26 protein-coding genes are annotated in these 23,134 nt (G+C 58.7%); 16 read left to right on the top strand and 10 right to left on the bottom strand.

Features of this window, described 5'->3' with window-relative positions; genetic code table 11:
• The coding region (locus tag EOS_RS23295) for a class I SAM-dependent methyltransferase (RefSeq protein ID WP_047849078.1) at positions 1-507 on the bottom strand (507 nt) is incomplete at its 3' end.
• Between the two features lie 75 nt (positions 508-582).
• On the opposite strand from EOS_RS23295, the gene EOS_RS23300 reads away from it, so the two are divergent.
• The 3 genes from EOS_RS23300 (at position 583) to EOS_RS23310 (ending at position 1,997) form a co-directional block, all read left to right on the top strand.
• Positions 583-1,020 (top strand): helix-turn-helix domain-containing protein, encoded by a 438-nt coding sequence (locus tag EOS_RS23300; protein ID WP_047849079.1) that lies wholly within the window; start codon positions 583-585, stop codon positions 1,018-1,020.
• A gap of 256 nt (positions 1,021-1,276) precedes the next feature.
• On the top strand, positions 1,277-1,441 hold the full coding sequence (locus EOS_RS44865; protein ID WP_047849080.1) for an FmdB family zinc ribbon protein: 165 nt from the start codon (positions 1,277-1,279) through the stop codon (positions 1,439-1,441).
• A gap of 238 nt (positions 1,442-1,679) precedes the next feature.
• Positions 1,680-1,997, top strand: a complete 318-nt coding sequence (locus tag EOS_RS23310) for a hypothetical protein (RefSeq protein ID WP_047849081.1) — start codon at positions 1,680-1,682, stop codon at positions 1,995-1,997.
• A gap of 66 nt (positions 1,998-2,063) precedes the next feature.
• Here the strand turns inward: EOS_RS23310 and EOS_RS23315 are convergent, their stop codons facing one another.
• On the bottom strand, positions 2,064-2,945 hold the full coding sequence (locus EOS_RS23315; protein ID WP_047849082.1) for an aldo/keto reductase family oxidoreductase: 882 nt from the start codon (positions 2,943-2,945) through the stop codon (positions 2,064-2,066).
• A 103-nt stretch (positions 2,946-3,048) separates the two neighbouring features.
• On the opposite strand from EOS_RS23315, the gene EOS_RS23320 reads away from it, so the two are divergent.
• On the top strand, positions 3,049-3,963 hold the full coding sequence (locus EOS_RS23320) for a LysR family transcriptional regulator (protein ID WP_047849083.1): 915 nt from the start codon (positions 3,049-3,051) through the stop codon (positions 3,961-3,963).
• A gap of 216 nt (positions 3,964-4,179) precedes the next feature.
• On the opposite strand, the gene EOS_RS23325 is transcribed toward EOS_RS23320, so the two are convergent.
• A complete protein-coding gene (locus EOS_RS23325; RefSeq protein WP_047849084.1) occupies positions 4,180-4,728 on the bottom strand; it encodes a cysteine hydrolase family protein in 549 nt (182 codons plus the stop codon).
• 113 nt (positions 4,729-4,841) lie between these two features.
• Between EOS_RS23325 and EOS_RS23330 the strand changes: the two genes are divergently transcribed.
• On the top strand, positions 4,842-5,819 hold the full coding sequence (locus EOS_RS23330; RefSeq protein WP_047849290.1) for a GlxA family transcriptional regulator: 978 nt from the start codon (positions 4,842-4,844) through the stop codon (positions 5,817-5,819).
• A gap of 112 nt (positions 5,820-5,931) precedes the next feature.
• On the opposite strand, the gene EOS_RS23335 is transcribed toward EOS_RS23330, so the two are convergent.
• Positions 5,932-6,330 carry a gamma-glutamylcyclotransferase family protein gene (locus EOS_RS23335; protein ID WP_047849085.1) on the bottom strand — a complete coding sequence of 133 codons (399 nt, stop codon included), beginning with the start codon at positions 6,328-6,330 and terminating at the stop codon, positions 5,932-5,934.
• A gap of 384 nt (positions 6,331-6,714) precedes the next feature.
• Between EOS_RS23335 and EOS_RS23340 the strand changes: the two genes are divergently transcribed.
• From EOS_RS23340 to EOS_RS23355, 4 genes are all read left to right on the top strand, one after another.
• Positions 6,715-7,056, top strand: a complete 342-nt coding sequence (locus tag EOS_RS23340) for a MarR family winged helix-turn-helix transcriptional regulator (protein WP_200908692.1) — start codon at positions 6,715-6,717, stop codon at positions 7,054-7,056.
• Between the two features lie 181 nt (positions 7,057-7,237).
• A complete protein-coding gene (locus tag EOS_RS23345) occupies positions 7,238-7,729 on the top strand; it encodes a hypothetical protein (protein ID WP_047849087.1) in 492 nt (163 codons plus the stop codon).
• A gap of 114 nt (positions 7,730-7,843) precedes the next feature.
• Positions 7,844-8,737, top strand: coding sequence for an NmrA family NAD(P)-binding protein (locus tag EOS_RS23350; protein ID WP_047849088.1), 894 nt, complete (start codon positions 7,844-7,846; stop codon positions 8,735-8,737).
• Positions 8,738-8,791: 54 nt separating this feature from the next.
• The gene (locus tag EOS_RS23355; protein ID WP_047849089.1) at positions 8,792-9,166 is read left to right on the top strand and encodes a hypothetical protein; all 375 of its coding nucleotides are present in this window, start codon (positions 8,792-8,794) and stop codon (positions 9,164-9,166) included.
• Between the two features lie 81 nt (positions 9,167-9,247).
• Here EOS_RS23355 and EOS_RS48260 read toward each other — a convergent pair whose 3' ends face one another.
• From EOS_RS48260 to EOS_RS23370, 3 genes are all read right to left on the bottom strand, one after another.
• Positions 9,248-9,508, bottom strand: a complete 261-nt coding sequence (locus EOS_RS48260; protein WP_047849090.1) for a hypothetical protein — start codon at positions 9,506-9,508, stop codon at positions 9,248-9,250.
• Positions 9,509-9,766: 258 nt separating this feature from the next.
• Positions 9,767-10,015, bottom strand: coding sequence for a hypothetical protein (locus tag EOS_RS23365; protein WP_047849091.1), 249 nt, complete (start codon positions 10,013-10,015; stop codon positions 9,767-9,769).
• Positions 10,016-10,360: 345 nt separating this feature from the next.
• Entirely contained in the window at positions 10,361-11,029 is a 669-nt protein-coding gene (locus EOS_RS23370; RefSeq protein WP_047849092.1) for a glutathione S-transferase family protein, read from the bottom strand.
• A gap of 187 nt (positions 11,030-11,216) precedes the next feature.
• On the opposite strand from EOS_RS23370, the gene EOS_RS23375 reads away from it, so the two are divergent.
• Complete coding sequence (locus EOS_RS23375) at positions 11,217-11,783, top strand: TetR/AcrR family transcriptional regulator (protein WP_047849093.1); 567 nt, start codon at positions 11,217-11,219, stop codon at positions 11,781-11,783.
• A gap of 100 nt (positions 11,784-11,883) precedes the next feature.
• On the opposite strand, the gene EOS_RS23380 is transcribed toward EOS_RS23375, so the two are convergent.
• Positions 11,884-12,792, bottom strand: a complete 909-nt coding sequence (locus EOS_RS23380; protein ID WP_047849094.1) for a LysR family transcriptional regulator — start codon at positions 12,790-12,792, stop codon at positions 11,884-11,886.
• A gap of 326 nt (positions 12,793-13,118) precedes the next feature.
• Here EOS_RS23380 and EOS_RS23385 point away from each other — a divergent pair, with 326 nt between their 5' ends.
• On the top strand, positions 13,119-13,838 hold the full coding sequence (locus tag EOS_RS23385) for a hypothetical protein (protein WP_047849095.1): 720 nt from the start codon (positions 13,119-13,121) through the stop codon (positions 13,836-13,838).
• Positions 13,839-13,985: 147 nt separating this feature from the next.
• Here EOS_RS23385 and EOS_RS23390 read toward each other — a convergent pair whose 3' ends face one another.
• Positions 13,986-14,735 (bottom strand): SDR family NAD(P)-dependent oxidoreductase, encoded by a 750-nt coding sequence (locus EOS_RS23390; protein WP_047849096.1) that lies wholly within the window; start codon positions 14,733-14,735, stop codon positions 13,986-13,988.
• A gap of 125 nt (positions 14,736-14,860) precedes the next feature.
• On the opposite strand from EOS_RS23390, the gene EOS_RS23395 reads away from it, so the two are divergent.
• Complete coding sequence (locus EOS_RS23395; RefSeq protein ID WP_047849097.1) at positions 14,861-15,781, top strand: LysR family transcriptional regulator; 921 nt, start codon at positions 14,861-14,863, stop codon at positions 15,779-15,781.
• A gap of 27 nt (positions 15,782-15,808) precedes the next feature.
• Here EOS_RS23395 and EOS_RS23400 read toward each other — a convergent pair whose 3' ends face one another.
• The gene (locus EOS_RS23400) at positions 15,809-16,876 is read right to left on the bottom strand and encodes an alkene reductase (protein ID WP_047849098.1); all 1,068 of its coding nucleotides are present in this window, start codon (positions 16,874-16,876) and stop codon (positions 15,809-15,811) included.
• A gap of 103 nt (positions 16,877-16,979) precedes the next feature.
• On the opposite strand from EOS_RS23400, the gene EOS_RS23405 reads away from it, so the two are divergent.
• The 4 genes from EOS_RS23405 (at position 16,980) to EOS_RS23420 (ending at position 23,106) form a co-directional block, all read left to right on the top strand.
• Positions 16,980-17,885: a LysR family transcriptional regulator gene (locus EOS_RS23405; protein ID WP_047849099.1), complete on the top strand. Its 906-nt coding sequence runs from the start codon at positions 16,980-16,982 to the stop codon at positions 17,883-17,885.
• A gap of 107 nt (positions 17,886-17,992) precedes the next feature.
• The gene (locus EOS_RS23410) at positions 17,993-18,397 is read left to right on the top strand and encodes an FKBP-type peptidyl-prolyl cis-trans isomerase (RefSeq protein ID WP_047849100.1); all 405 of its coding nucleotides are present in this window, start codon (positions 17,993-17,995) and stop codon (positions 18,395-18,397) included.
• 837 nt (positions 18,398-19,234) lie between these two features.
• Complete coding sequence (locus EOS_RS23415) at positions 19,235-19,993, top strand: substrate-binding periplasmic protein (protein WP_407639180.1); 759 nt, start codon at positions 19,235-19,237, stop codon at positions 19,991-19,993.
• Entirely contained in the window at positions 19,990-23,106 is a 3,117-nt protein-coding gene (locus EOS_RS23420) for a bifunctional diguanylate cyclase/phosphodiesterase (RefSeq protein WP_047849102.1), read from the top strand. Before EOS_RS23415 ends, EOS_RS23420 begins: the two co-directional genes overlap by 4 nt.
• Positions 23,107-23,134: the final 28 nt, after the last annotated feature.

Genomic DNA, 23,134 nt, shown 5'->3' on the forward strand with positions numbered 1-23,134 from the left:
GCGCTCGGCGGTGGTCATGAACGGATTGTCCGCGGCACTCCGCCAGGCGATGCAGCACAGTTCGGCGCCGTCCGTGGCGGCGCGCCGCAGGTTCGCGAAGGCCAGGACAGGGTTATCGAAGAACATGACGCCGAAGCGCGACATGATCCTGTCGAAGCTCGCCGGCTCGAAGGCATGGGTCTGCGCGTCGGCACGGATGAAGCTGGCCGTCGAGTCCTCCCGTTCGGCGCGTGCCTGGGCGGCGGCGATCATCGGAGCGGAAACATCGGCGCCGGTGCAATGACCCTTCGCACCGAGCCGCCGCTCCACGGTCAGCGTCGTGCTGCCCGTACCACAGCCAACGTCTAGCACCCGATGCCCGGATCCGGCGCAAATCATGTCGATGAGCAGGTCCTCAAAGGGCTTGAACATCTGGTCGAGCACCTCCTGCGCCGCCACCCACGCGTGTCCGGCGCTGCCGTTCCAAAGCGCCGTCTGCTCGTTTTCGGTCTGGTGATTGACATCCATGGTCGTTGTCCTGTGCTTGCTCCCTGGGGAGCGGAAGCTAAACTATGCAAGTTCAAGTCGACTTGAGGTCAAGAGGTGATCAAGCTAGACATCGCCGAGGTGGCGCAGCGATCCGGCGTTCCCGCATCGACGCTGCGGTTCTACGAGGAGAAGAGGCTGATCGCCTCCAGCGGCAGGCGAGGGTTGCGTCGCCAGTTCGATGCAGGCGTGCTGGACCGGCTGGCGCTGATCGCGCTGGGGCGCGCCGCCGGCTTCTCGCTCGATGAGATTGCGCTCATGTTCGCGCCGGAAGGGCCGCCGCGCATCGACCGGCAGATGCTCGCGGCCAAGGCGGAGGAGCTGGACAGGACGATCCGCAAACTGAGCGCCATGCGCGACGGCCTGCGGCACGCCGCTGCCTGCCCCGCACCGAGCCACATGGAATGCCCCACCTTCCGTCGTATTGTGAGGGCCGCCGCGTCTGGCGCTCTTGGAGCGCGAAGGAAGAGGACTCCGCAGCTGCCAAGGGACTAGTTTCAGGCGCATCAATTGCATTCGGGGCGGGGCGACGGGTGGTCGAGAATGCGTGAGCAATCTGCTCACTTAAATCGCATCACGATGCGCTCAGAGATGCCAGCAAGCAGGCTTCAATATCGCGATTGAGTCTGGAGCCAATGGCTAGACGAGTACGCGTTCTTTTCCTGCACTAGAATGGGTTACTACGATGCCTGATGTCGTGGATGCGTCGTATCTATCGATGTACCCGCGGGACTTGTGTGGGAGTAGTGCCATGCCGACTTACCAGTACCGCTGTGAAGCGTGCGGCGAAATGTTCGAGCGCGCTCAACATCTTGCTGAACATGAAACTGCTCATCCGCAATGCCCGAAGTGCGGAAGCGAGAAGGTTCAGCACTTGCCAACGCAATTTATGGCGAAGACATCCAAAAAGAGCTGAGATTTACCTGCAATCAGTTTGATTTTTCTGCGGGCGAGGGTAGCCAGCTACAGCGTTGCCGCGAGTGGCCAATTGCAACTCGTCCGGATAGTTTTGTCATAGCTACTACTCCCTTCATGACCTGTGGCAATTTGCATTGGCATTGTGCCGCCTTGGCATTGATGCATTGACCGGCGGCCGAGCCTCCAGGACGACAATAGGGCTACACTCAAAAAGTGACGAACCCCGGAGCAGTATCATGGACAACGCCGACCCCAAAAGCACTTTCCGCGGTCTTCCCTTGACTCCGGAACAAGACGCAGAAGTCAGGCACTACATAAAGCAGAAAAAGCAGCATGGCGTGCCGTGGGACACGCCGGAGTTGCAGGCCATGCTCGCAGACATGCTGCTGCCCCCAAGCAACGACGACGAAGAACCCAGCAACGGCGCTGACGAAACGAAGGCGGCCGCCGAACGCGCGACAGCTTTCATCGACGAGACCATGGACCCCATAGAGGCCAGCGAAGAGCTAAATGCCGCGATGGAAACCGAGGGGATGAAGGGCGCGAGGCGTTGAATTCCAAACGGCGTACGCGGCGGGTCCTACAGGCAACGCCGCCCCCGATACTGTCATTTGCGCGTTTCAATGTTCCCCGTTGACCCGACCCATCGCGTCCAGTTCAGCGCGCACCTCGTCCGGCAACCTCCATTGCGCCGCCTGCATGTTTTCACGCAGATGCTCGAGCGACGAAGTGCCCGGGATCAGCAGTATGTTAGGGGCGCGATAGAGGAGCCAGGCAAGCGCCACCTGCATCGGCGTCGCGCCGATGGTTTGGGCGACCTTGGATAGCGCTGACGATTGAATCGGCGTGAACCCGCCAAGCGGAAAAAATGGCACGTAGGCGATCCCCTTGCCCGCCAGTTCGTCGACCAGCGCGTCGTCGTCTCGCTGGATCAGGTTGTAATGGTTCTGCACGCAGACAATCTCCGCAATGCCCTGCGCCTCGGTGACCTGGGCCGCGGTCACGTTGCTCAGGCCGATGTGGCGCACGAGACCTTGGCGCTGAAGTTCGGCAAGTGCCGCAACCTGCTTTTCGATCGATCCTTCAGCGGGGGCGTGGACCCTGCCCATGATTCGCATGTTGACGACGTCGAGCGTGTCGACGCCGAGGTTGCGAAGGTTGTCGTGGACTCCTCGCTTGATATCTTCCGGCTCGGGCGCCGGTATCCACGAGGCGTCTTCACCACGAACAGCGCCAACCTTGGTGACGATCACAAGGTCATCCGGGTAAGGGTGAAGCGCTTCGCGGATGATCTGGTTGGTGACGTGCGGCCCGTAGAAGTCGCTCGTATCGATATGATTGACGCCCGCTGCGACCGCCTCGCGAAGTACGGCGATGGCGGCGCTTCGATCCTTCGGCGGCCCGAATACCCCGGGCCCGGCAAGCTGCATGGCACCGTAGCCCACACGGTGCACGGGGCGGCCACCAAGCGGGAATGTGCCCACGGGGGTGAAGTTCGACATGACGCTCTCCTTGAAGAATGGTTGAGCGCCAGTATGGAAGCGTTTGCGTTGTTAGATAATCCGATCTAAATTGCACGGGTTGTTTAACAAAGTGAACAATGCCATGGAGTTCAACGACCTTGCCGCATTCGTTTCGGTCGCTCGCGCCGGCGGCTTTCGCGACGCAGCCCGAATCAGCGGCGTCTCCGCCTCTAGCCTCAGCATCGCCGTGCGTCGCCTCGAGTCGAAGCTTGAGCTGCGCTTGCTCAACCGGACCACACGCAGCGTAGCCCCGACCGAAGCGGGGCTTCGTCTCATCGAAAAGCTGACGCCATTGTTCAGCGAGATGGAAGCGGCAATGGACGTTTTGAACGGGTTCAGGGACAAGCCGACCGGCACGCTCAAACTCAACGTGCCGTCGAGCGCCGCGCGGATCGTATTGCCAACTGTCATTGCGCCGTTCCTCAAGGCTTACCCCGACATCCGTGTGGAGGTCGTGGTTGAGGACGGCTTCGTCGATGTACTCTCGATCGGCTGCGACGCAGGCATTCGCTATGACGAGCGGCTCGAGCAGGACATGATCGCAGTCCCGATCGGCCCACGCGTGCAGCGTTTCGCTACGGCTGCAGCGCCAGCCTATCTCGACACGCACGGGAGACCCCGGCACCCGCGCGACCTGCTCTCTCATGCATGCTTGCGCGGCCAATTTGCCGGAGGCGCGATGCCAACCTGGAATTTCGAGCGGGACGGCGAAGTGGTGCGACTGGACCCCTCGGGACCGCTTTTGGTCAGGCCCGGCGCGGCAGTCGATCTTGCGATCAGTACGGCCGTAGCAGGGGTGGGTGTCATCCACCTTTTCGAGGGCATGCTCCGCCCGCATCTCGATAGCGGAGCGTTGGAGCCGATCCTCGAGCCGTGGTGGCAGCGCTTTTCGGGGCCATTTCTTTATTATCCGGGGCGTCGCCACTTGCCTGCGCCGTTGCGCGTCTTTATCGATTTCCTGAAGGCTGGTGATTCATCGAATACGCCGACCCTTTGATCTGCAACCGGCGATAGCTGGACTGACAAGGCGGAAGCCGGTCGCCTTGAGATGTCCGCTAACCGCGCATTCATGACAGGTTCTCGTGCGAATCCGATGTTCGCGAAACGACGGATTGCATCAACACTGCGTGGTCGAAAACATGCCGTCGGACGCGAGTCGGCGGAGCCACTCAAGGAACACCTCCCAAAACGCGGGGCCGACTTTCGACGTGGACTAAGCGCTGATGTATTCGTTCGTGGACAGCATCGTTGCATAGGCGAAGCCAAGCGCTGCCATGAAGGCCGCATGCACGTATGCGGCAGGAACTTTAACGCCATCAAATTCCATGTCGAGCGTAGCAACGGCATCATGTATAACCGTCGCCTTATAGCCAAAGTCGACAGATGCCCGGGTGATCGCGTCGACACACATGTGGCTCATTGCTCCAGCGATAACCACTTCTTCGATGCCGTTGGTGTCCAGAATATTCTTGAGATCGGTGTCACGAAAGGAATTGATTTGATGTTTCAAGACGACGTGTTCACCTTCTTTATTGATCACTTGCGGCGCGATCGCGGCACCTTCGGAACCCGCAACGAAAAACGGCGCGTCGCTGTTCAAGGACTCATGGCGAACGTGCACGACGAGATGTCCGGCAGCACGTGCTGATTGCAGAAGGCGCGCCGCGTTGGCGGCAGCAGCCTCGACACCCGTCAATGTCCATTTCCCACCTGGGAAGTAATCGTTTTGAAGGTCTACGATGATGAGTGCACGCTTGGTCATGTCTATCTCCTGGCATTTACGGGAAAAGCGATCGTTCTGTGAGACTCAAGAGTAAGCTTGCGCGGCTGTTTCGCGAATTGGCAGGACTGACAAAAAACGAGGTAAAACTGACAATGGCAAAGAAGATAGCCCCCGTGGAAATTGCATTGCTGATATATCCGGGGTGTCAGCTCGCTGCCGTTCATGGGCTAACGGACCTATTCCACGTTGCTGAGCGTTTATTTCAGCGGTCAAATCAGCGATCAAAAAGTGTTGAACACCGGATGCTTAAGGTAAGCCACATTCAGTTTGACGCCGGCAGCTCTTCCCCACCATGGGCAGATGATGGTGCACCTGACTTCGTGATTGTTCCGCCCTCGCTCGAGACGATGCCCATTGGCGATGCTTTCGCTCCGATCGTGAAATGGTTGAGCGACTGTCATGCGAGAGGCGCAGTGCTGGCGTCCGTTTGTGTCGGAACGTTTCTTCTCGCTCAGACCGGACTGCTCGCGAGGCGCTCGGCGACAACGCATTGGTCAGAGGCGCAGTTCCTCGCAGAGAGCTTTCCCGAAATCCACGTGGATGGTGACAAACTCCTGATTGACGATGGTGACATTCTCACCGCGGGAGGCGTGATGGCATGGGCCGATTTGGGGCTCAGGATAGTCGACCGTCTGCTGGGTTCTGCAGCGATGTTGGAGACCGCTCGTTTTCTTTTGGTCGATCCCCCGGGACGAGAGCAACGTCACTACAGTGCCTTCTCTCCGAAGCTCAATCACGGCGACAAAACGATTCTTGAAGTGCAGCACTGGTTACAGCAGGACGGTGCCCGCCATCCCACAATCGCTTTGATGGCTCAGCGCGCCGGGTTAGAGGAAAGGACATTTCTTCGTCGATTTCAGAAGGCGACCGGTCTTCGCCCGACAGAGTATTGCCAGCATCTTCGGGTCGGCAAAGCACGTGAGATGCTCGAAACGAGCCAACAGTCGTTCGACCAGGTCGCTTGGAAAGTCGGTTACGAGGATGCCGGATCATTCCGAAAAGTCTTCATAAGGATTACCGGACTGTCTCCAGGGGATTACAGAAGGCGTTTTCGAACGCAAAGCAATTAGAGTCTTCACGGCGAGTATGAGTGCGTTTCAAGATGCTTTGCTTGGGGCGTGATGCACTGTGAATCACCGATAATCACCGATAGGCAGTAGTGCGCTGTCACATAACAGCCGATCACTCGTTGCGAGGATCCTTGACAGCAGCAGGTGTGGCGGACCTGGCGTCAACGTACACCCATGCCGAGATGCCGGACGCGAGCACGACCCGGTCACGACGATACGCGGCAACTTCGTAGTCGTCCGCATGCTGAAGCTCCTCGGCCGTGATTGCAAACACCGTGCCGCTGACCTTCTCGTTTGTGTTCCCACTGTATGTGACAACAGGATGGTGTGTTTTTCCGCTTGTCGCGACAACTTCCGGATCTTCGATCTCCAGCATGTCGAGCGCATATCCTGGCATCTCGTCGGTCTGGCCTGCGAGCTTGCGTCCAAAGGTCGCTAGCTGCACGGGCTCAAGCTGCAGCGTGCCATATGAGAAGAGGTGTTCTGACAATGCTTGCTCGGTGTAGTGCATGGCATGGTGTTAAGGGAGATGGAAAGTTAAATATTACCGTGCATCTGGCGATCGCGGAGCTTGAAACAACGCTTTGCATTGACGTGCAGAAAGGCGTCGTCGACAAGTGAAGCTCTCCATTTCCCTCAAGGTGCTCCCATCTCAAGCTCAAGGAAAGAAGTCGAAGATGAGGCGATCCGCCAATCAGAGAGCAGCGCAACCTTTCGACAGATCCAGTAAAAAAATAAATTTGACAACTGACGTTGTATCTACAACAATTAATGCATCAACACTCTTGGTTCGACTATGACTACACGTAGCTCCATCCGGGAAATCGTCAACAACTGCCTGGCCATGCGCGTTCGTATCGTCGCGCGGTCGGTTTCGGCCATCTACGAACAAGCTATGGCAAGCCATGATGTGACGATTGCCCAAGTGAACATGCTGACCGCATTGGGCGAAGTAGGTCCTTGCGCACCGGGTAAGATCGGGGAGGTCCTCCAACTCGAACGATCTACGGTTTCCCGCAATCTGGATCTATTGATACAGAAGGGATTGGTCGAGGCAGTGTCTTCAGACGCAAAGGGGATTCGAGAAGTCGCTCTGACAGCAGCGGGTGACGAGAAAATTGAAGCGGTGCTGCCGGATTGGCGTGCCGCACAGCAACAAGCAGGCAAGTTGCTTGGGTCGGATGGAGTTCGGGCAGTCCACAAAGCAGCGGCGTCCATCTGGAGTTCGCCGCTCTGATGGGTCTCCTGCCCGTGATTGACGCCGTCGCTTCGATGGCATTTTTTTTTAGAATGAATGTTGTATATACATCAAATGATGGTCCATCACATTGTTGGCCTTGGACCCCGGGCTGCCGCAGAAGCAAGTAAGCCTTTATCCAAGAATTTTGAATGATTCAACTTAAACGCTAGGGGGTGTCATGACTATCGTAAAAGCCGCTGCAGTACAACTTAGCCCGGTGCTTTACACCGCTTCGGGACTACCGAGACGGTTGGCGACGGCAGCGCTGGCGGTCGCGTTGGCGCTTTTCGTGCCCGCCCTCGCATTCGGACAGGCGGCACCGGAGCCCGCACAAAAATCCGCCTCACTGGGATTACCCGACGTTCCAACGACCAGGATACTTGCGATCGGCCGGTTGACGTCCAGGTCGACGCCCGGCGCCATGAAGGAGGTGCTTCCTCAGGAAGTTCGCGACACCGTCAAGCTTTACCTCGAGGGAAAGATTGAACAGTGGTATGTCCGCAAGGACGAGGCCGGCGTCGTCTTTATCCTCAATATCACCGATGTGAACGAGGCGCGCAGAACACTTGCAGAGTTGCCACTCGGCAAGGCAAATCTGATGGAATTCGACCTCATTCCACTGGGCCCGCTATCTCCGCTGGCAGCTTTGGGCGATTCACCAAATCGGTAGTAGATAGCATGGCTTCCTAAGCCATAACCCAGCACGAACGAAGAGTCCCGGAATGATAGCCATTTCGTATAAGTAGGATTACGAAATTTATTTTCGATATATCTGGAGAAAGAGATGAGTAATGAACTGTATTTGGTAACAGGCGCGACAGGCGCCACCGGTCGGAGCGCGATCCACCACCTGCTGTCAAGGGGCGCTGAGGTTCGAGCCTTCGTGCATAACGACGACGATCGTGCCGCGGCATTGCGTGCCAACGGAGCGGAGGTTGTCTTCGGCGATCTCCTCGACAACGACGCCGTTCAAAAAGCCGTGCAAGGGGTGACCGGCGTCTACTTCGTGTATCCCATCACGCAGCCGCAACTCGTCGACGCCAGCGCGTATTTTGCACACGCCGCGATAGCTGCAGGGGTTCGATCCATCGTCAATATGTCGCAGATTTCTGCAAAGGTTGATGCCGTGAGCCATGCCGCGCGTTCGCATTGGTATGGAGAGCGCGTATTCGACTGGGCCGGCGTTCCGGTTACGCATCTGCGTCCGACCTTTTTCATGGAATGGCTAACGTACGGGTTTCAACTGCCGCTCATCACCCACCACGACCTCATCAAGGTTCCGGCTGGAGATGGGCGTCACGCGCCCATCTCAGCGGAAGACCAGGGTCGCGTCATCGCCAATATCCTGCAGGACCCGGCGCCGCATGCGGGCAAGACCTACCCGCTCTATGGGGCAGTGGAAATGAATCACGAAGAGCTCGCGAGCGCCGTTGGCGAGACGTTGGGCAGAAAGATCCGCTACGAACCGGAAAGCTTCGACGAATTTCGCGCGCGTCTGAGTGCGATCGGAATGCCGAAGCATTTCATCCAACATATCGTTGCGGTTTACCACGACTACCAGAACGGAGGTTTCGCCGGCACCAACGATGTAGTTGAGGCCCTGACGGGTAGAAAACCCATGACGGTCGGCGAATACGTGAAAACCAACATCAAGCTCTTTCAGCCGAAAGAACGGTAGTCCAACTGCTGCGATCCCTGTATTACCTGCCTTTTTTAACAACTGGAGTACTAAATGTCCCAAGCTAAAAATCCGCGCATCCATGCAGACATCCTGCCGGCGCTCGCCGCCGTCGCCGCCCCCACGAACAAAATCCTCGCAATTGGTTCGGTAACGGCGAAGGGAACGCCCGACGCGATTGCTCCCGTTCTGCCCTTCGAAGTGCGCGCCACTGTTCGCAACTACCTCGCCGGCAAGATCGAGCACTGGTACTTCCAGGCCGAGGGGTACGGGGTTGTCTTTATCATGAACGCGTCGAGTACAGCCGAAGCTCACGAGATCCTGGAAAAGCTACCCCTGGGCGTGGCGGGCATGATGGAATTCGAACTCATCGCTCTTTCACCGCTGAAGCCGCTCGCCCTGCTGATCGGTGATCCTCCGGCCGCTTGATCTGTCACCTGCGTCAGGCAGCCGCGCGGCCCGTTTCGGTCGTTGGAGGCGAAGAGCCGATGACGTCTATTGTTTTCGCAGTTAGTCGCCGTCAAAATCCTCTAATGCTTTGCGATTCCGGCGCTCTTCGTTGGCACGGCGAGCGCGCACGCGCTGGCGCCAAAGGACGGTAATGACCTCGCCCGTAGTCGCGCCAGCGGGAATTTCGTTGCGGATCAAATTCGGCACCATTGGCAGACCCAGGCGCTGCCTCCGCAGGGCCCTGGCTATGGCCGTGCGGCACTCTTGCCCGTGGCAATCCCATTCGTCGCGCATCTTTGCGCAGTAACGGCACTCGTTCATGATTAATAGTCTAACTGCAATCGCGGATAGACTCCGGCGCCGGGACATGAACCCGCGCCTTAGGGCTTAGCATTCCTGGCCGCTGTTGGCGCCGCCAATCGACACAGCGACATTGCACCTTCGCCGATCCATGTCCAGTTTGACCGGTCTTGGAATGAAAAATGGTGACCGTACGATTCGGATTGGTCGGATCATTTCTATGCGGACTGCATAACGGCGCCGTTTTTCTCCGTTGGTTTGTCGGGCCTGTGATGCCGCTCAAGCAGCAAGCCGATAACCGGTCATTGACGGTTGCGCGATCCGGGGCGGAAATACACACCAGCAACCGTCCTCGTGCCGAAAGAAAAAGATTGCACGCGGACCGCTCGAAGCGGATGCCTCGACATGCACGTAGCGGGTCCTGTCTTCGCGTATATGACCAAACCGGACTACCCGGATCCGTGCCTCCGGATCGGGTGTAAGCCACTTTTCGACCAGATAATGCAGGGACTTCTCGGCGGTGTTCATGGTCATCTCCTCGACCTTGCCCCTCGCTCTGCTTGAGGATCGAGTGCAGTGACCTACACACGGTGCGGCGGGGATAACTACAGGGTAGAGCCAGCCGATAATTTGTGATAGTTAATGATTTTCATGATAACGATAAATAAAGGGTTATAAATAATCTATCCAACTCGCGGCATTCGCCGGCGTCAGGCAGAAAGCCGCCGCGAAAGCAGCCACGATAAGACTCAAACGAAAGCCGGACATCTGGCTTAAATGCTTCATGGTAGTTTTCCAGTCATGGCGGGACAGCAATGCAGCGATCGGAACTAGCGGCCGCAACGCCCCGGTACGCAAGGGCATTGCGTTGTGTCAGGCCGGCAGTTCCATCACTTGTCCGCTTCGATTTTTCACGCTCGGGCGATCCGACATCTTTGCCTGCCAGGCAGACAAGGCTGAACAGTCGTCCGGAATCGCAATGCCTGCAGCGCTGCCGTGCATGAGCGCGGCATAGACCGTGATATCGGCCATCGAGAAATCATCGCCAGCCACATAGGGATGTGTTTTAAGAACGCCGTCGAAGTACTTCATGCCGCGCACGAACTTCTCATGGTGCCGGTCGCCCCATTCCTTCCTGTGCGCCCATTCGGGGCTTTTGTAGGCTTCCAGGCGAGCACCCAGTCCGGGCGTAGCGTGGTGAAAGTAAATGCCGACGGCATCGATGAGTTGATCGTCAGCCCGCTTCTGCATCATGTGGATGACCGCCTTTTCCTTTGGTGTCTTCCCGGTGAGCGTGGGGTTTCCGTCCAGGTTGTCGAGATACTCGGTAATCGCGACGCTTTCCGAGATAAACGTGCCATCGTCGAGTTCAAGGACGGGGACCGTTCCCGTCGGATTGATGGCGAGAAAAGCGCTTTGCTTGTGCTCGGCCGCAAACAAATCCACCTTCACAAATTCGATTTGGGAGTCCAGTCCCTTCTCGGCGAGGACGACGCGGATGCGAGCCGGATTCGGGAAGCCAGGGGTGTCGTAAATTTTCATGATCAATTCCTTTATGTTATCTATCGATAGGTAAGGCGTGGAGCGAAGCATGGAACGCGAAGCTCGTGATGTCAATAACTATCTATCGATAGCTAAGCAGCACGATTGTGCTTATCTATCGGTAGAGATATAATCGAAATAACGACGTACCTTTCAACAACTATCAATTGGTAGACGACGGCTCCTGATGACCACCACAGACACTAAAGAACGAATCATGAATGTGGCGCGGCTCATGGTGCAGGCGCACGGCTACAACGCATTGAGCTTTCGTGAAATCGGAAAAGAGGTGGGTGTGTCCAGCGCGAGCATTCATCACCACTTTCCTACAAAAGGCGATCTTGGCGCCGCCCTGGCGCAACGCTATACAGACGATGGAAGCGCAGCACTCGAAAAATTGCTTGCCGCCACGAAAGATGCTCACAAATGCATGACCGGTTATACGGCTATCTTTCGCTCGGTGTTGCTCAATGACAATCGGATGTGCCTTGTTGGACTCATGTCTGCCGAATATGACGACCTCCCCGTTGAAGTGCGAGCAGAGGTGGACCGATTCATTAACGTGAACGTCAAATGGTTGACTGAAGTCCTTGCGCTTCGAAAATCGAAAGCAGGAAAGGATGCAATCCAACACCAGGCGCTTGCAATCTTCGCGGCGATCGAAGGTGCTCAGCTCATTGCAAGAGGCCGGGGCGACATCGCAATGTTCGACCGGGCGGTTACGGCATATCGGGCGGCCGGGTTGTTCCCTTGATGTTCCCTTAACCTGTCTCATTCCCGCCGGGACGCGTCATCGGACAAACCAGCGGGACGTCAAAATTCTGAGGAATCCGATGTAATTACTCATGCCGGATTCAGGAAACGGAGCACGTGGTTTCCGCGGTCGCCCGAAGATCGGCAATAAGATGCTCGACCACGGCACGACCGGCTGCGCGCGTCGCGCGGCCCATTGGGAAGTAGGCGTGTACGGGAATATCAGCGGTTTTCCAGTCCACAAGTAGCGGGACAAGAGACCCGTCGTCCAGTTCGCGACGACACGCCCATCCAGTGGTGGACGTAATGCCGAAACCGGCCACTGCGGCGGCAACGGCACCTTCGTTCTCGTTCGTTGTGAAATGCGGCTGGACGTCCGCCACCACCGTCTCGCCATCGCGTTCGAACTTCCACGCCCCAGGCACCGATGCTGCAGGCCCCCCCACGATCCGATGTCCAGCGAGATCGTCAGGCGTAGCCGGTATTCCTGCGCGCTCGAGATACCTGGGGGCCGCAAGGATCATGCGGGGAATGGTTACGATGAGCCTCGCTGTCGCGCCAGAGTCTGGCAGTTGGCCAAGCCGGATCGCGACATCGACGGCATCGCGAATCAGATCTTGCCGCCGGTCCTCGAGCAGAAGCTGGAGTTGCAGGTGAGGATGCCTCGCGGTGAACCCTGCAAGGCGCGGGATCACTTCCCGGATCGCTACGCTCGTCGGCATGCTCATCCGCAGCAACCCGCGCAGCTCACCGCCTTCCCGAACACTATGTTCCGCCTCGTCCAGAGCGGTGAGGATCGGCTCCATTCGGGCGAGAAACTCGGAACCCGCTTCCGTTGGCACGACCGCGCGCGTCGTGCGTGAGAGCAACCGGGCACCGAGCTCCGCTTCCAGCTCGGCGATGATGCGAGAGGCCTGAGACTGAGACAGGCCGCATTCGCGGGCTGCGGCCGAAAAGCTTCCCAGCCGGGCGACGCGGGTGTAGAGCTTGAGCGCGAATATGTCTTTCATCAAGGTTCTCTTGGAACGAAATAGCAGCGCCTACCTTGGCTATCGGGACAGGGTAATTAATGCGCCACGAACATAAAAGATAGCCGAAATCATCGGCTACTGGTCGCGACTCGCTCACGCAGCTATCAAATGAACCCCGCGTAAGTCATGACGGCCGTTCTTTGTCCCTCGCGCGGCATTCAACCTGACTCATGTGTAAATCACATAAGTGATAGCGAAAAAGACTGGCTACTGGTGCGAAGGCGATCGCCGTAATCTGCATCCATCGACAGCACGAATCCAAATCGTCTTTACCTGCTGTTCTCTTACACCGAAGATTGCCCACTATGAACGACTTGCTTGCTTTCGCTATCGACGCCCATGGCGGTCTGGATCGCTGGAACATGTTTACCCGCCTTAAGGCAGAAGTATCGATCGACGGCGCGATCTGGCACGTCAAGCAGCAACCCGGCGTATTGAAGGACAAGGTCCTGGAGATCGATACGCATAAGCAGTTGCTGACGATCACGCCGTTCCCGGCACCCGGTCAGCGTAGCGTGTTCGTTCCGGGCCGCATGTCGCTCGAAACGCTGGATGGAGAGGTGCTCGATAGCCGCGACGATCCCGAGGCCGCTTACGCCGGTCACGTACAAGAGACGCCGTGGGACACGTTCCACGTCACCTATTTCGCCAGCGAGGCGCTGTGGACGTATCTCACGTCGCCCTTCCTTTACACCTACCGGGGGTTCGAGAGCGAAGAGATCGAGCCGTGGCACGAGAATGGCGAGGAATGGCGCCGCCTCAAGGTGACGTTCCCCGCTCATATCCATAGTCATACAAAAACGCAGATCACCCATTTCGGCCCCGACGGACTGATGCGGCGCCACGACTACACCGTCGATATCCTGGGCGGCGCGAGCGGCGCCAATTACGTTAGCGACTATCGCGAATTCCAAGGTATCAAGATGCCGACCAAGCGGCGCATCTACGCCTATGACGAGAACATGCAGAAGGTGCCTGAGCCTTTGCTCGTTTCACTGGACTTCGGCCAGTTGACCTTCAGCTGACAGACAGCGCGTCTTTAGCGCCGTACCGCATTCGACAGGGAATCTCGCCATGTCTGGAAACTTCTTCGCGCGTCGGGACATTAATCATGGTCATGGTGATGCTCCTTGGCAAAAAGATGAATAAAGTGGGTTGAAAAAATCCGGGCGTTATTGCGCCGTGTAGGCGCCGTCGACCGCAATGTTCTGCCCGGTGAGATAGCGCGCCTTGTCGCTCGCAAGGAAGACAATCGTCTGGGCGATCTCGTCCGGGGTGGCGGCGCGTCGTGCCGGTATCGTGGAAAGGAAGCTTGCCTTGCCCTCTTCGCTGCCGCCGGCAAAGCGGTCGAGCATTTCTGTGGCGACAGGACCCGGCGCCACGGCGTTGACGCGCACGCCTGCGGCAGCGCCTTCGAGCGCCGCGCTTTTCGTTAGGCCTTCCACCGCATGTTTGCTGGCCGCGTAGACCGACGCGCCCGCGATGCCGACCTGGCCCGCGATCGACGAGAGGTTGATGATCGAGCCCGCACCCTGCGCCAGCATCACGCGCATCTCGTGCTTGAGCGACAGCAGCGTGCCGAGCACGTTGACCGAGAACGTGTCTTCGTAGTTGGTCGACGTCTGCTCGACGATCGGCGCCAGGTGACCTTCAGTGCCGGCATTGTTGACCGCCACGTCGATGCGGCCGAAACGCTCGACGGTCTGCTCGACCACGCTGCGCACTTCGGCTTCGAAGCGCACATCGGCGCGCAGGAATTCGGCTTCGGCGCCGAGGACGCGCAGTTCGGCGGCAAGCGCCTGGCCTGCCTCTTCGCGGCGGCCGCTGACGACGACGCGGTTTCCTTCGCGAGCGAAGGCAAGAGCGGTGGCGCGGCCGATGCCGGTCAGCGCGCCAGTGATAAGGACGACGGGTTGGTTCATGTCAGTGCTCCTTCAGGTTGGGTGAAATCGCGTGAGCGATGACTGAACTTTGACTGATTCCAGATTGTCGATATAGACGGTGTATGCTCATATAACTAATTCCCCGCAGGAATATATTGAGCAAAATGGACAAGCTTCAGGCAATGAAGACTTTCGTGCGCGTGGTGGAGGCGGGTAGTTTTTCCGCAGTCGCGCACGAGTCCGACACGACGCAGAGCGCAGTGAGCAAACAGGTCGCGGCGCTGGAGCGCGAGCTGGGCGCAAGGCTGCTGACACGAACCACGCGTTCGCTCGCACTGACGGAAGAAGGTGAACACTATTTCGAACAGGCGCGGCGCCTGCTCGCGGAAATCGCGGAGGCCGAAGGCGCGTTGCGACGCGGCGAGCAGCAACTGACGGGCTGGCTGCGGGTCGCGGCTTCGGTCGGCTTCGGGCGCCTCAAGCTCATGCCACTGGTTCAGTCGTTTCTGGCAGAGCATCGCGGCGTGAAGATCGACTTGCGTCTTAGCGATGGTTTTATCGATCTCGTAGAGCAGGGGATCGACGTCGCGGTGCGCATCGGCGATCTGCCGGACAGCAGCCTGATCGCCCGTCGCGTGGGAACGGCCCAGCGGATGCTGATGGCGCATCGCAGCTACGTACGCTCACTGCCCAAAGGAACGAAGGCGCCGCGCGTTCCTGACGACCTGGCCGATCACAACTGCATCGTCTACACCGAACTGGCGATGCGCAACGCCTGGAGTTTTACGGCCGGACCCGGCGCGGCGGATGCGGTGGGAACCACGCGCATCGTGCGCGTCGAAGGTAATCTGCAAACCAACAGCAGTGAGGTCATGCGGGCGTCGGTGCTTGCGGGTATGGGTATCGGATATTCGCCAACCTGGCTGTTCGATGATGAACTGGCCAGTGGCGAAGTACAGCGGATGTTGCCGGACTGGGAAACGATCCCTATCCCGATCCATGTGGTGAGCCCACTTGCGCGCCGGCATTCGGCCAAGGTCAAAGCGTTCGCCGAGCATGTCGGCAAGGCGATGGCCCGTAGCTGAAGGGCGACGGTGTACGAAGGGCGCGATTCATTGCGCACTCTCCAGGGTGGGATAGTCGATATACCCGCTCGGACCCGGCGAGAAAAACGTGTTGCGGTCCGGCGTGTTCGAGGCGGCATCGGCCAGGAAACGCTGCGGCAAATCCGGATTGGCGAGATACAGGCTGCCGAATACGGCGGCATCGGCGTGACCTTGTTCAATCAGCGCTTGCGCAGTCTCGTTGGTCAGCCCGCCGCCCGATAAAAACGGGCCGTCGAAGAACGGCCGCAGCAGCGCGCGGTAGTCGAACTTGCTCCCGGTTTTGGCTACATGCAGATAGGCGAGCTTGAGCGAGTTGAGTTTCTGCACGAGATATTGATAGGTCTCCTGCGGCGATGCATCGCTTATATCGTTGAAGCCCATTTCAGGCGCGATCTTGATACCGACGCGGTCACTGCCCGCTTCCTGAGACATCGCACTCAGCACTTCCAGAATGAAGCGCGCGCGATTGGCAAGCGAGCCGCCGTACGCATCAGTCCGTTGATTCGTTCCCGAGGACAGGAACTGCTCCGGCAAATACCCCGAAGCCGCATGCAATTCAACGCCGTCGAAGCCGGCCATCAACGCGTAACGCGTGGCGAGCCGATATTCCTCGACGATGTCCGCCACCTCACCGGTCTCCAGAGCGCGCGGCCGCACCAGTTCCTGCGGTCCCGTCGCCGTGAACACCGTGCCGGCCGGCTGGATCGCCGAAGGGGCAACGGGTGTTGCGCCTTCCGGCAAGAGGCTCGGATGAGAGATACGTCCGCAATGCATGAGCTGCAGGAAGATCAGTCCGCCCTTGGCGTGAACGGCGTCGGTGACACGCTTCCATGCCTCGATCTGGGACTCGGAATGGATGCCCGGCGTGCGCACATAACCCTTGCCCATCGGCGCGGGGTAGGTGCCTTCCGTAATGATCAGGCCAGCGTCGGCGCGCTGGCCGTAGTAAGCCGCCACCATGTCCGAGACCACGCCGGTGGCGTCGTCCGAGCGGGAGCGCGTCATCGGCGCCATGGCGAGGCGATTGCGAAGGGTGTAGCGGCCGATCCGGGTAGTGCTGAAGAGGGGGGTCATGTCGATTCCTTGATTGAGAAGGGGTATCGACATAGTGCATTGATCCATGTAAGGGATTAATAGCTATACTTGAAAACAGTGATCCACCAATGGAGCAATCATCGTGGAACTGTTGAGCTATATGCGTTTGTTCGTGGAGGTGGCTCGAACCAAAAGCTTCAGGCGCGCGGCGGAAGCGCTCGATATGCCCAATTCGACGCTGTCCCGCCATATAGCGGAGCTGGAAAAGACGATCGGCCTGCAGCTGCTTCATCGCTCGACACGCAAGGTCGAACTCACCGCTGCGGGCGAGGTGTATTTCAAGCGTTGCCAGAGCATTGTCGAGGAAGCGCGTATGGCGCACGAATCGCTGGTCGATGTGGTGGAGCGTCCCATCGGCACGCTGCGCGTGTCGATGGCGGTCGATCTCGCTATCGGCTATTTCGCGCCGATCCTGAGTGAGTTCGCCCAGGCTTATCCGTTGATCAGTTTCGAATTCGACCTGACGCCGCGCCGCGTGGATTTGCAGAGCGAGCCGTTCGACCTCGCCATTCGCATCGGTCCACCGCCGACAGCGCCCTCAACGCTCGTCGCGCGCCAGATCGGGCTGTTGCCGCGTTATCTCTATGCCTCGCCCGGTTATCTCAAGGCTGCGCCGCCGTTGAATCATCCCGATGACCTGATTCATCACGTGGTGTGCATCGTGCAAGGGGCGACGAACCAGGAGGAGATTCAGAGGACCTTTTATCGGGGCAACGAAGCGGTCGATGTAATGATTGCGTCCCGCTTCAGGATGAATAGCGTCGGGCTGAGTCGCGCGTTGGCGATCCTGGGTGTCTGCATCGCGGTGCTCGATACGGAGCTCACGCGCGACGAGGTGGCATCGGGCCGGCTGCGGCGGGTCCTGCCAGACTGGAGTCTGGCGCCTGTCCCGGTACATGCGATTACAGATACTCGCCTGTTGCCGGCGAGAACCCGGTTGTTCATCGATTTCATCAAGGCCCGGCTGCATCAGGCCGCCTCGAAGTAAGGGTCTGCCATACCGTCGCGCGTCCGTGCTAATGTGTTCGGCGCTTGGCTTCGTTGACATCGCATTTTGCTAACAACACCCCACTTTCGGGACGCTCTGGACGCTTTATGAAAAAAATTTCGCTGCTGCTCACTTTTGCTTTTATCGCTTCGTCATCTGCTTACGCCGCTACGGGAGCGACAGAAACGCTTCCTTCCGGCGTCACCGTGACGCAAATCAAGGAAGGTACCGGGCCGCAGCCTACTGCGGCAGATACCGTGACCGTCAACTATCGCGGCACGCTCGCGAACGGCACTGAATTCGACTCTTCGTACAAGCGCGGTACGCCCGCATCATTCCCGCTCGGCCAGGTCGTCCCGTGCTGGACGCAAGGCCTCCAGAAGATGAAGGTTGGCGGCAAGGCCAAGCTCGTGTGCCCACCGGCGACGGCATACGGCGACCGCGGCGTAGGTCCGATTCCGCCGAACAGCACACTGACGTTCGAAGTCGAGCTGCTGAAAATCGGCAATTAACGCCCTGACGCCGACACAGCGCGCGATCACTTCCACCCACGCGTGGGGGCCGCGCGTCTTATGCAATTGCGACTTTTGTTATCGCAATTGCATTGCTTTTCATCGAAATTCGCTGCAAAGAACAGGCGCTGCGCATGCAAGGGCGCACATCTGCGTCGGCGCTCTAATCGGCCAAATTCCTTCAGAATCAAATGTCGAACGTCATTAGGCGGATATACCGATGTGAGTCGACGCTTAATTCCATTTCGAGGGTAAACGGCATTCCCACTATGAGCAGCGCCCTTTGCCGTTATGATGGCCACGCGTTTAATCAGAGGGTAGAGAGGCGCGAAATAGAATGTGTCGGCGCGTCGCCAGCCACACGGGTCTGTCACCTGCGCCAAGTACAGTGGGCATAAGCGCGCCTACGTCCGCCATAGCTCGCTGTCAGGCAATTGCGGGCTATAAAGCCGGCATTCAGGGCCACGCGCCGCCGGTCGCATATGAAATGATATGCGACGTCACGACTTGCAAACGACTTGCAAACGTTTGGTCTCAGTTGCAGTTTTAATACACGTCCGGTACCATTAATTCACGGGCCTTATCATTTTTTACTAAACCAACAAGCTGTCGGAACTGCCTGTATATGGGATTTGCTGCCGTTTTTCCGAGCGGCAGATCGGGCACGCAATTAGGTGCGTTACAAAAAGTCTCCCTGCATAACCCGTCGTCGAAGGGCAAAAATGACTAAACATGCCCTCGAGCCCGGTGTTAATAAAAAGAGGGCTGTATTTTAGTCACTTCCACCACCACGGCGACGCTGTGATCCGACACACTCTGGGCGGCTTGCTACTGGTGATGTCATTTCTGGGCCGCGCGGTCGCCGCGGGTCCCGACTGCTCACGCCCCTTTACGCTCGCGCTGCACGATCACGGCCTGCTCTATTCCGCCGATACCGACACAGGCATCGACAAGGATTTCGCCGACGAACTGATCCGTCGAAGCGGCTGCAAAATTGGTGTCAGCCTTATGTCGCGCGCTCGCATCTGGCAACTGATCGAGTCAGGCGCGCTTGATTTCAGCTTGTCCGGTATTGCCAACGCCGACCGCAACCGCTTCGCCTCCTTCGCATGGTATTTCAGCAACAAATACTATTTGCTGGTGCGCAAGGACGCGGGCATGCGTCAGCTGGCCGATTTCGAGCGCAGTGACCAGTTTCAACTGGGCGTGATCCGCAGCTTCCGCTATAGCGACTCCGCGAACCGGCTGGTCGACACGCTCTCGGCTGAAAACCGCGTCAGCCAGGCGGGCGGCCTGGCGCCGCTGTATGAGGCGCTGATCCACCACCGCATCCAGGGCATGATCATGGAGCCGTTCGATTACCCGGCGCTCGATGAAAAGAAGATTCGCGATGTCACCACCATCATCGAGTTCAACGATCCCGCCATCCCGCATGGCCTGATCATGTCGAAGAAAGCGCTGTCGCCGGCCGAGCAGGATAAGTGGCGTGCGCTGGTGAACGAGATGCGCGCGGATGGAACCGTCCTCCGCATTTTCGAGAAGTACTTCAAACCCGACCTGGCTAAATCCATGGTCGATTTCCAGGCACCCCCGTGACCTGGGCGCGCCTGGTCTTGCTGCCCTTGCTGATCTTGTCCGCCGCACTCGGCGTCACCTGGATAGTCTGGGATCACGAACGGCAAGCCTCCCGCAACGAATTGCTCTCTCAGTTCAATTTTTCACTGGGCGACGTGGTCAGTCGCGTCGAACAGCGCATGTCGACCTACGAGCAGATGCTGCGCGGCGTACAGGGCCTGTTCGCTGCCACCGGCGTGATGGACCGCGACAACTTTCGCGACTACGTTGGCGCGCTCAATCTCGATGCCAACTTCTCCGGCATCCAGGCGATCGGGGTTATCGAATGGGTGCCGGCGAAGCGCAAGGATGCCCATGTCGCCGCGATGCATCAGCTGGGTTTCGCCGGCTACACGATCCGGCCGAATGGCTCGCGTGAAAACTACGCCCCGATCGTCCAGCGCGAACCGCCTATTGGCGGCAATCGGATCCCGCTTGGCGTGGACCCCTGGGCTGACCCAGTGCGGCGGCTCGCGATGGAGAAGGCGCGCGATTCCGGCATGGTGGCGGTGTCCGGGAAGGTCCGCCTGGGCGTGGATACCGAGCCGGATGTGAAACCCGCTTTCATCATGTACCTGCCGATCTACGCCCGGGGCCAACCGCACGACAGCGTCGCCGAGCGCCGTGCGCATCTGGCCGGTTGGGTCTATGCCTCGTTCCGTATGCACGACGTCATCGCCAGCCTTTACGGCGATCCGCTGCCGGGCCTTGCTTTAGCAATTTACGACGGCGTCGAACCATCCGAGGCGGCATTGCTGTACCGCTCCCCCGACACAGGCGGGCAGCACCTGCCGCCGGCCATTTCGGCCGTTGAGTACCTGGTTGTCGCCGGGCACAACTGGACGCTCTCGATGAGCACCCAGGACGACTTCAAGGGCCGCTTCGGCCGTAACGCCGAGATGCTGATCGCCGTCACCGGTACGGGCCTGAGCCTGCTGCTGGCGCTCCTTGCCTGGTTGATGGTGACCGGCCGCGGCCGCGCCATGCGGCTGGCTTCCACGATGACCCGCGAATTACGCGAGAGCGAGGAAAAATTCCGCGCCATTGCCGACTGCACGGTCAACTGGGAAGTCTGGTGGGGACCGGACGGCAAGCCACGCTGGATCAATCCATCGGTCGAGCACTACACCGGATATACCGTCGAGGAATGCATGGCCATGCCCGACTTCGCCGGCACGCTGATTCACCCCGAAGACATGCTTCGTGTTGCCCCTGAGTTCCTAAAGGGCCTTCAGGGCTTTCGCGGCGACGACCTCGAATTCCGCTGTGTCCGCAAGGACGGCTCGCTGGTCTGGCTGTCCGTTTCCTGGGTTCCGATCACTGATGCGAGAGGCGTGTTCACAGGCTTTCGGACCAGCGGGCGCGACATTACCGATCGCAAGCAAGTCGAGGCTGAACTGCGTATTGCCGCGGTCGCCTTCGATTCGCTCGAAGCTATGATGGTCACCGACGCCAGCAACACCATCCTGCGGGTTAATTCGGCGTTCACCGAATGCACCGGCTATACGGCTGAAGAAGCGGTGGGCCAGACTCCGAGACTGCTCCGCTCGCACCATCACGACGAGGCTTTCTTCACCGAGATGTGGGAAACGATCCACCGCATGGGTGGCTGGCAGGGCGAGATATGGGGGCGCCGCAAGAATGGCGAGGTCTATCCGAAATGGCTCACGATCTCGGCGGTCACGGGAGAGGGCGGGATCGTTAGCCACTATGTGGGCACGCACCACGACATCACCGAACGCAAGATCGCGGAGGAGCGAATCAAGGAACTGGCCTTCTTCGATGCCCTGACCCGTTTGCCCAACCGCACCTTGCTGCTGGATCGGCTGACGCAGGCCATCACGGTCAGCGCTCGAACGGGTGCGTGCGGAGCGTTGCTGTTCATCGACCTGGATCACTTCAAGACTTTGAACGACACGCTGGGCCACGACAAAGGCGACTTGCTGCTGCAACAAGTGGCCCAGCGTCTCGCGGCCAGCGTACGCGATGGCGACACCGTGGCGCGGGTGGGCGGCGACGAATTCGTGGTGGTGCTGGGAAGCTTGCACGACACCTGGCAAGAGGCTGCCAGCCAGACTGAAGCCGTGGGTGAAAAAATCCTCGCGGTGCTTGGCAGGTTGTATCAGCTCGACGAGATCGACTACCGCAGCACCGCAAGTATTGGCGCCACCGTGTTCAGGGGATATCAGACGCCCATCGACGAGCTCCTGAAGCAGGCCGACCTCGCCATGTACAAGTCGAAGGAACTGGGGCGCAACGCGCTGTGTTTCTTCGACCCGGCCATGCAGACCGTCGTGGTGGAACGAGCTGAGCTGGAGGCGGGGCTGCGCAAGGCTATCGAGGGCAATCAGTTCCTGCTTCACTACCAGGCGCAGGTGATCGACGGCGACCGGGTCATGGGCGCCGAAGCACTGGTGCGTTGGCAGCATCCCCAGCGCGGTCTCGTTCCGCCTGCCGATTTCATTCATCTGGCTGAAGAGACCGGGCTGATACTCGCGTTGGGAAACTGGGTGCTGGAAAATGCGTGTGCTCAACTGGCGTTATGGGCGATCCGGCCGGACATGGCCCATCTCACGATTGCAGTCAACGTCAGTGCGCCGCAATTCCGCGAACCTGATTTCGTGGACAAGGTGCTGACGGTGATCAGTCGAACAGGCGCCAACCCGAACCGGCTCAAGCTGGAACTCACAGAGAGCGTGCTGGTCGACAATGTGCAGGACATCATTGAGAAGATGGTCGCGCTCAAAGCACGGGGCGTGGTCTTTTCGCTGGACGATTTCGGTATCGGCTATTCGTCGCTTTCGTACTTGAAGCGCCTGCCTTTGGATCAGTTGAAAATCGATCAGTCGTTCGTGCGCGACGTGCTTGTCGATCCGAATGATGCCGCGATTGCGAGGACTATCGTGGCGCTTGCGCAGAGCCTCGGTTTAGGGGTGATCGCCGAGGGCGTGGAGACTGAAGCGCAACGCGACTTTCTGGCCAGCGCAGGCTGTCATGCCTATCAAGGTTTCTACTTTTGCCGGCCGTTGTCCATTGAAGGTTTTGAAGAGTTTGCGAGCAGGGGGCGGTTGAGATCGATAGCGGTACGTGCGTAATTGGTCGAGCGCGAACGAAACCCACCTG

Source organism: Caballeronia mineralivorans PML1(12) (assembly GCF_001028175.1).
Lineage (GTDB): Bacteria > Pseudomonadota > Gammaproteobacteria > Burkholderiales > Burkholderiaceae > Caballeronia > Caballeronia mineralivorans.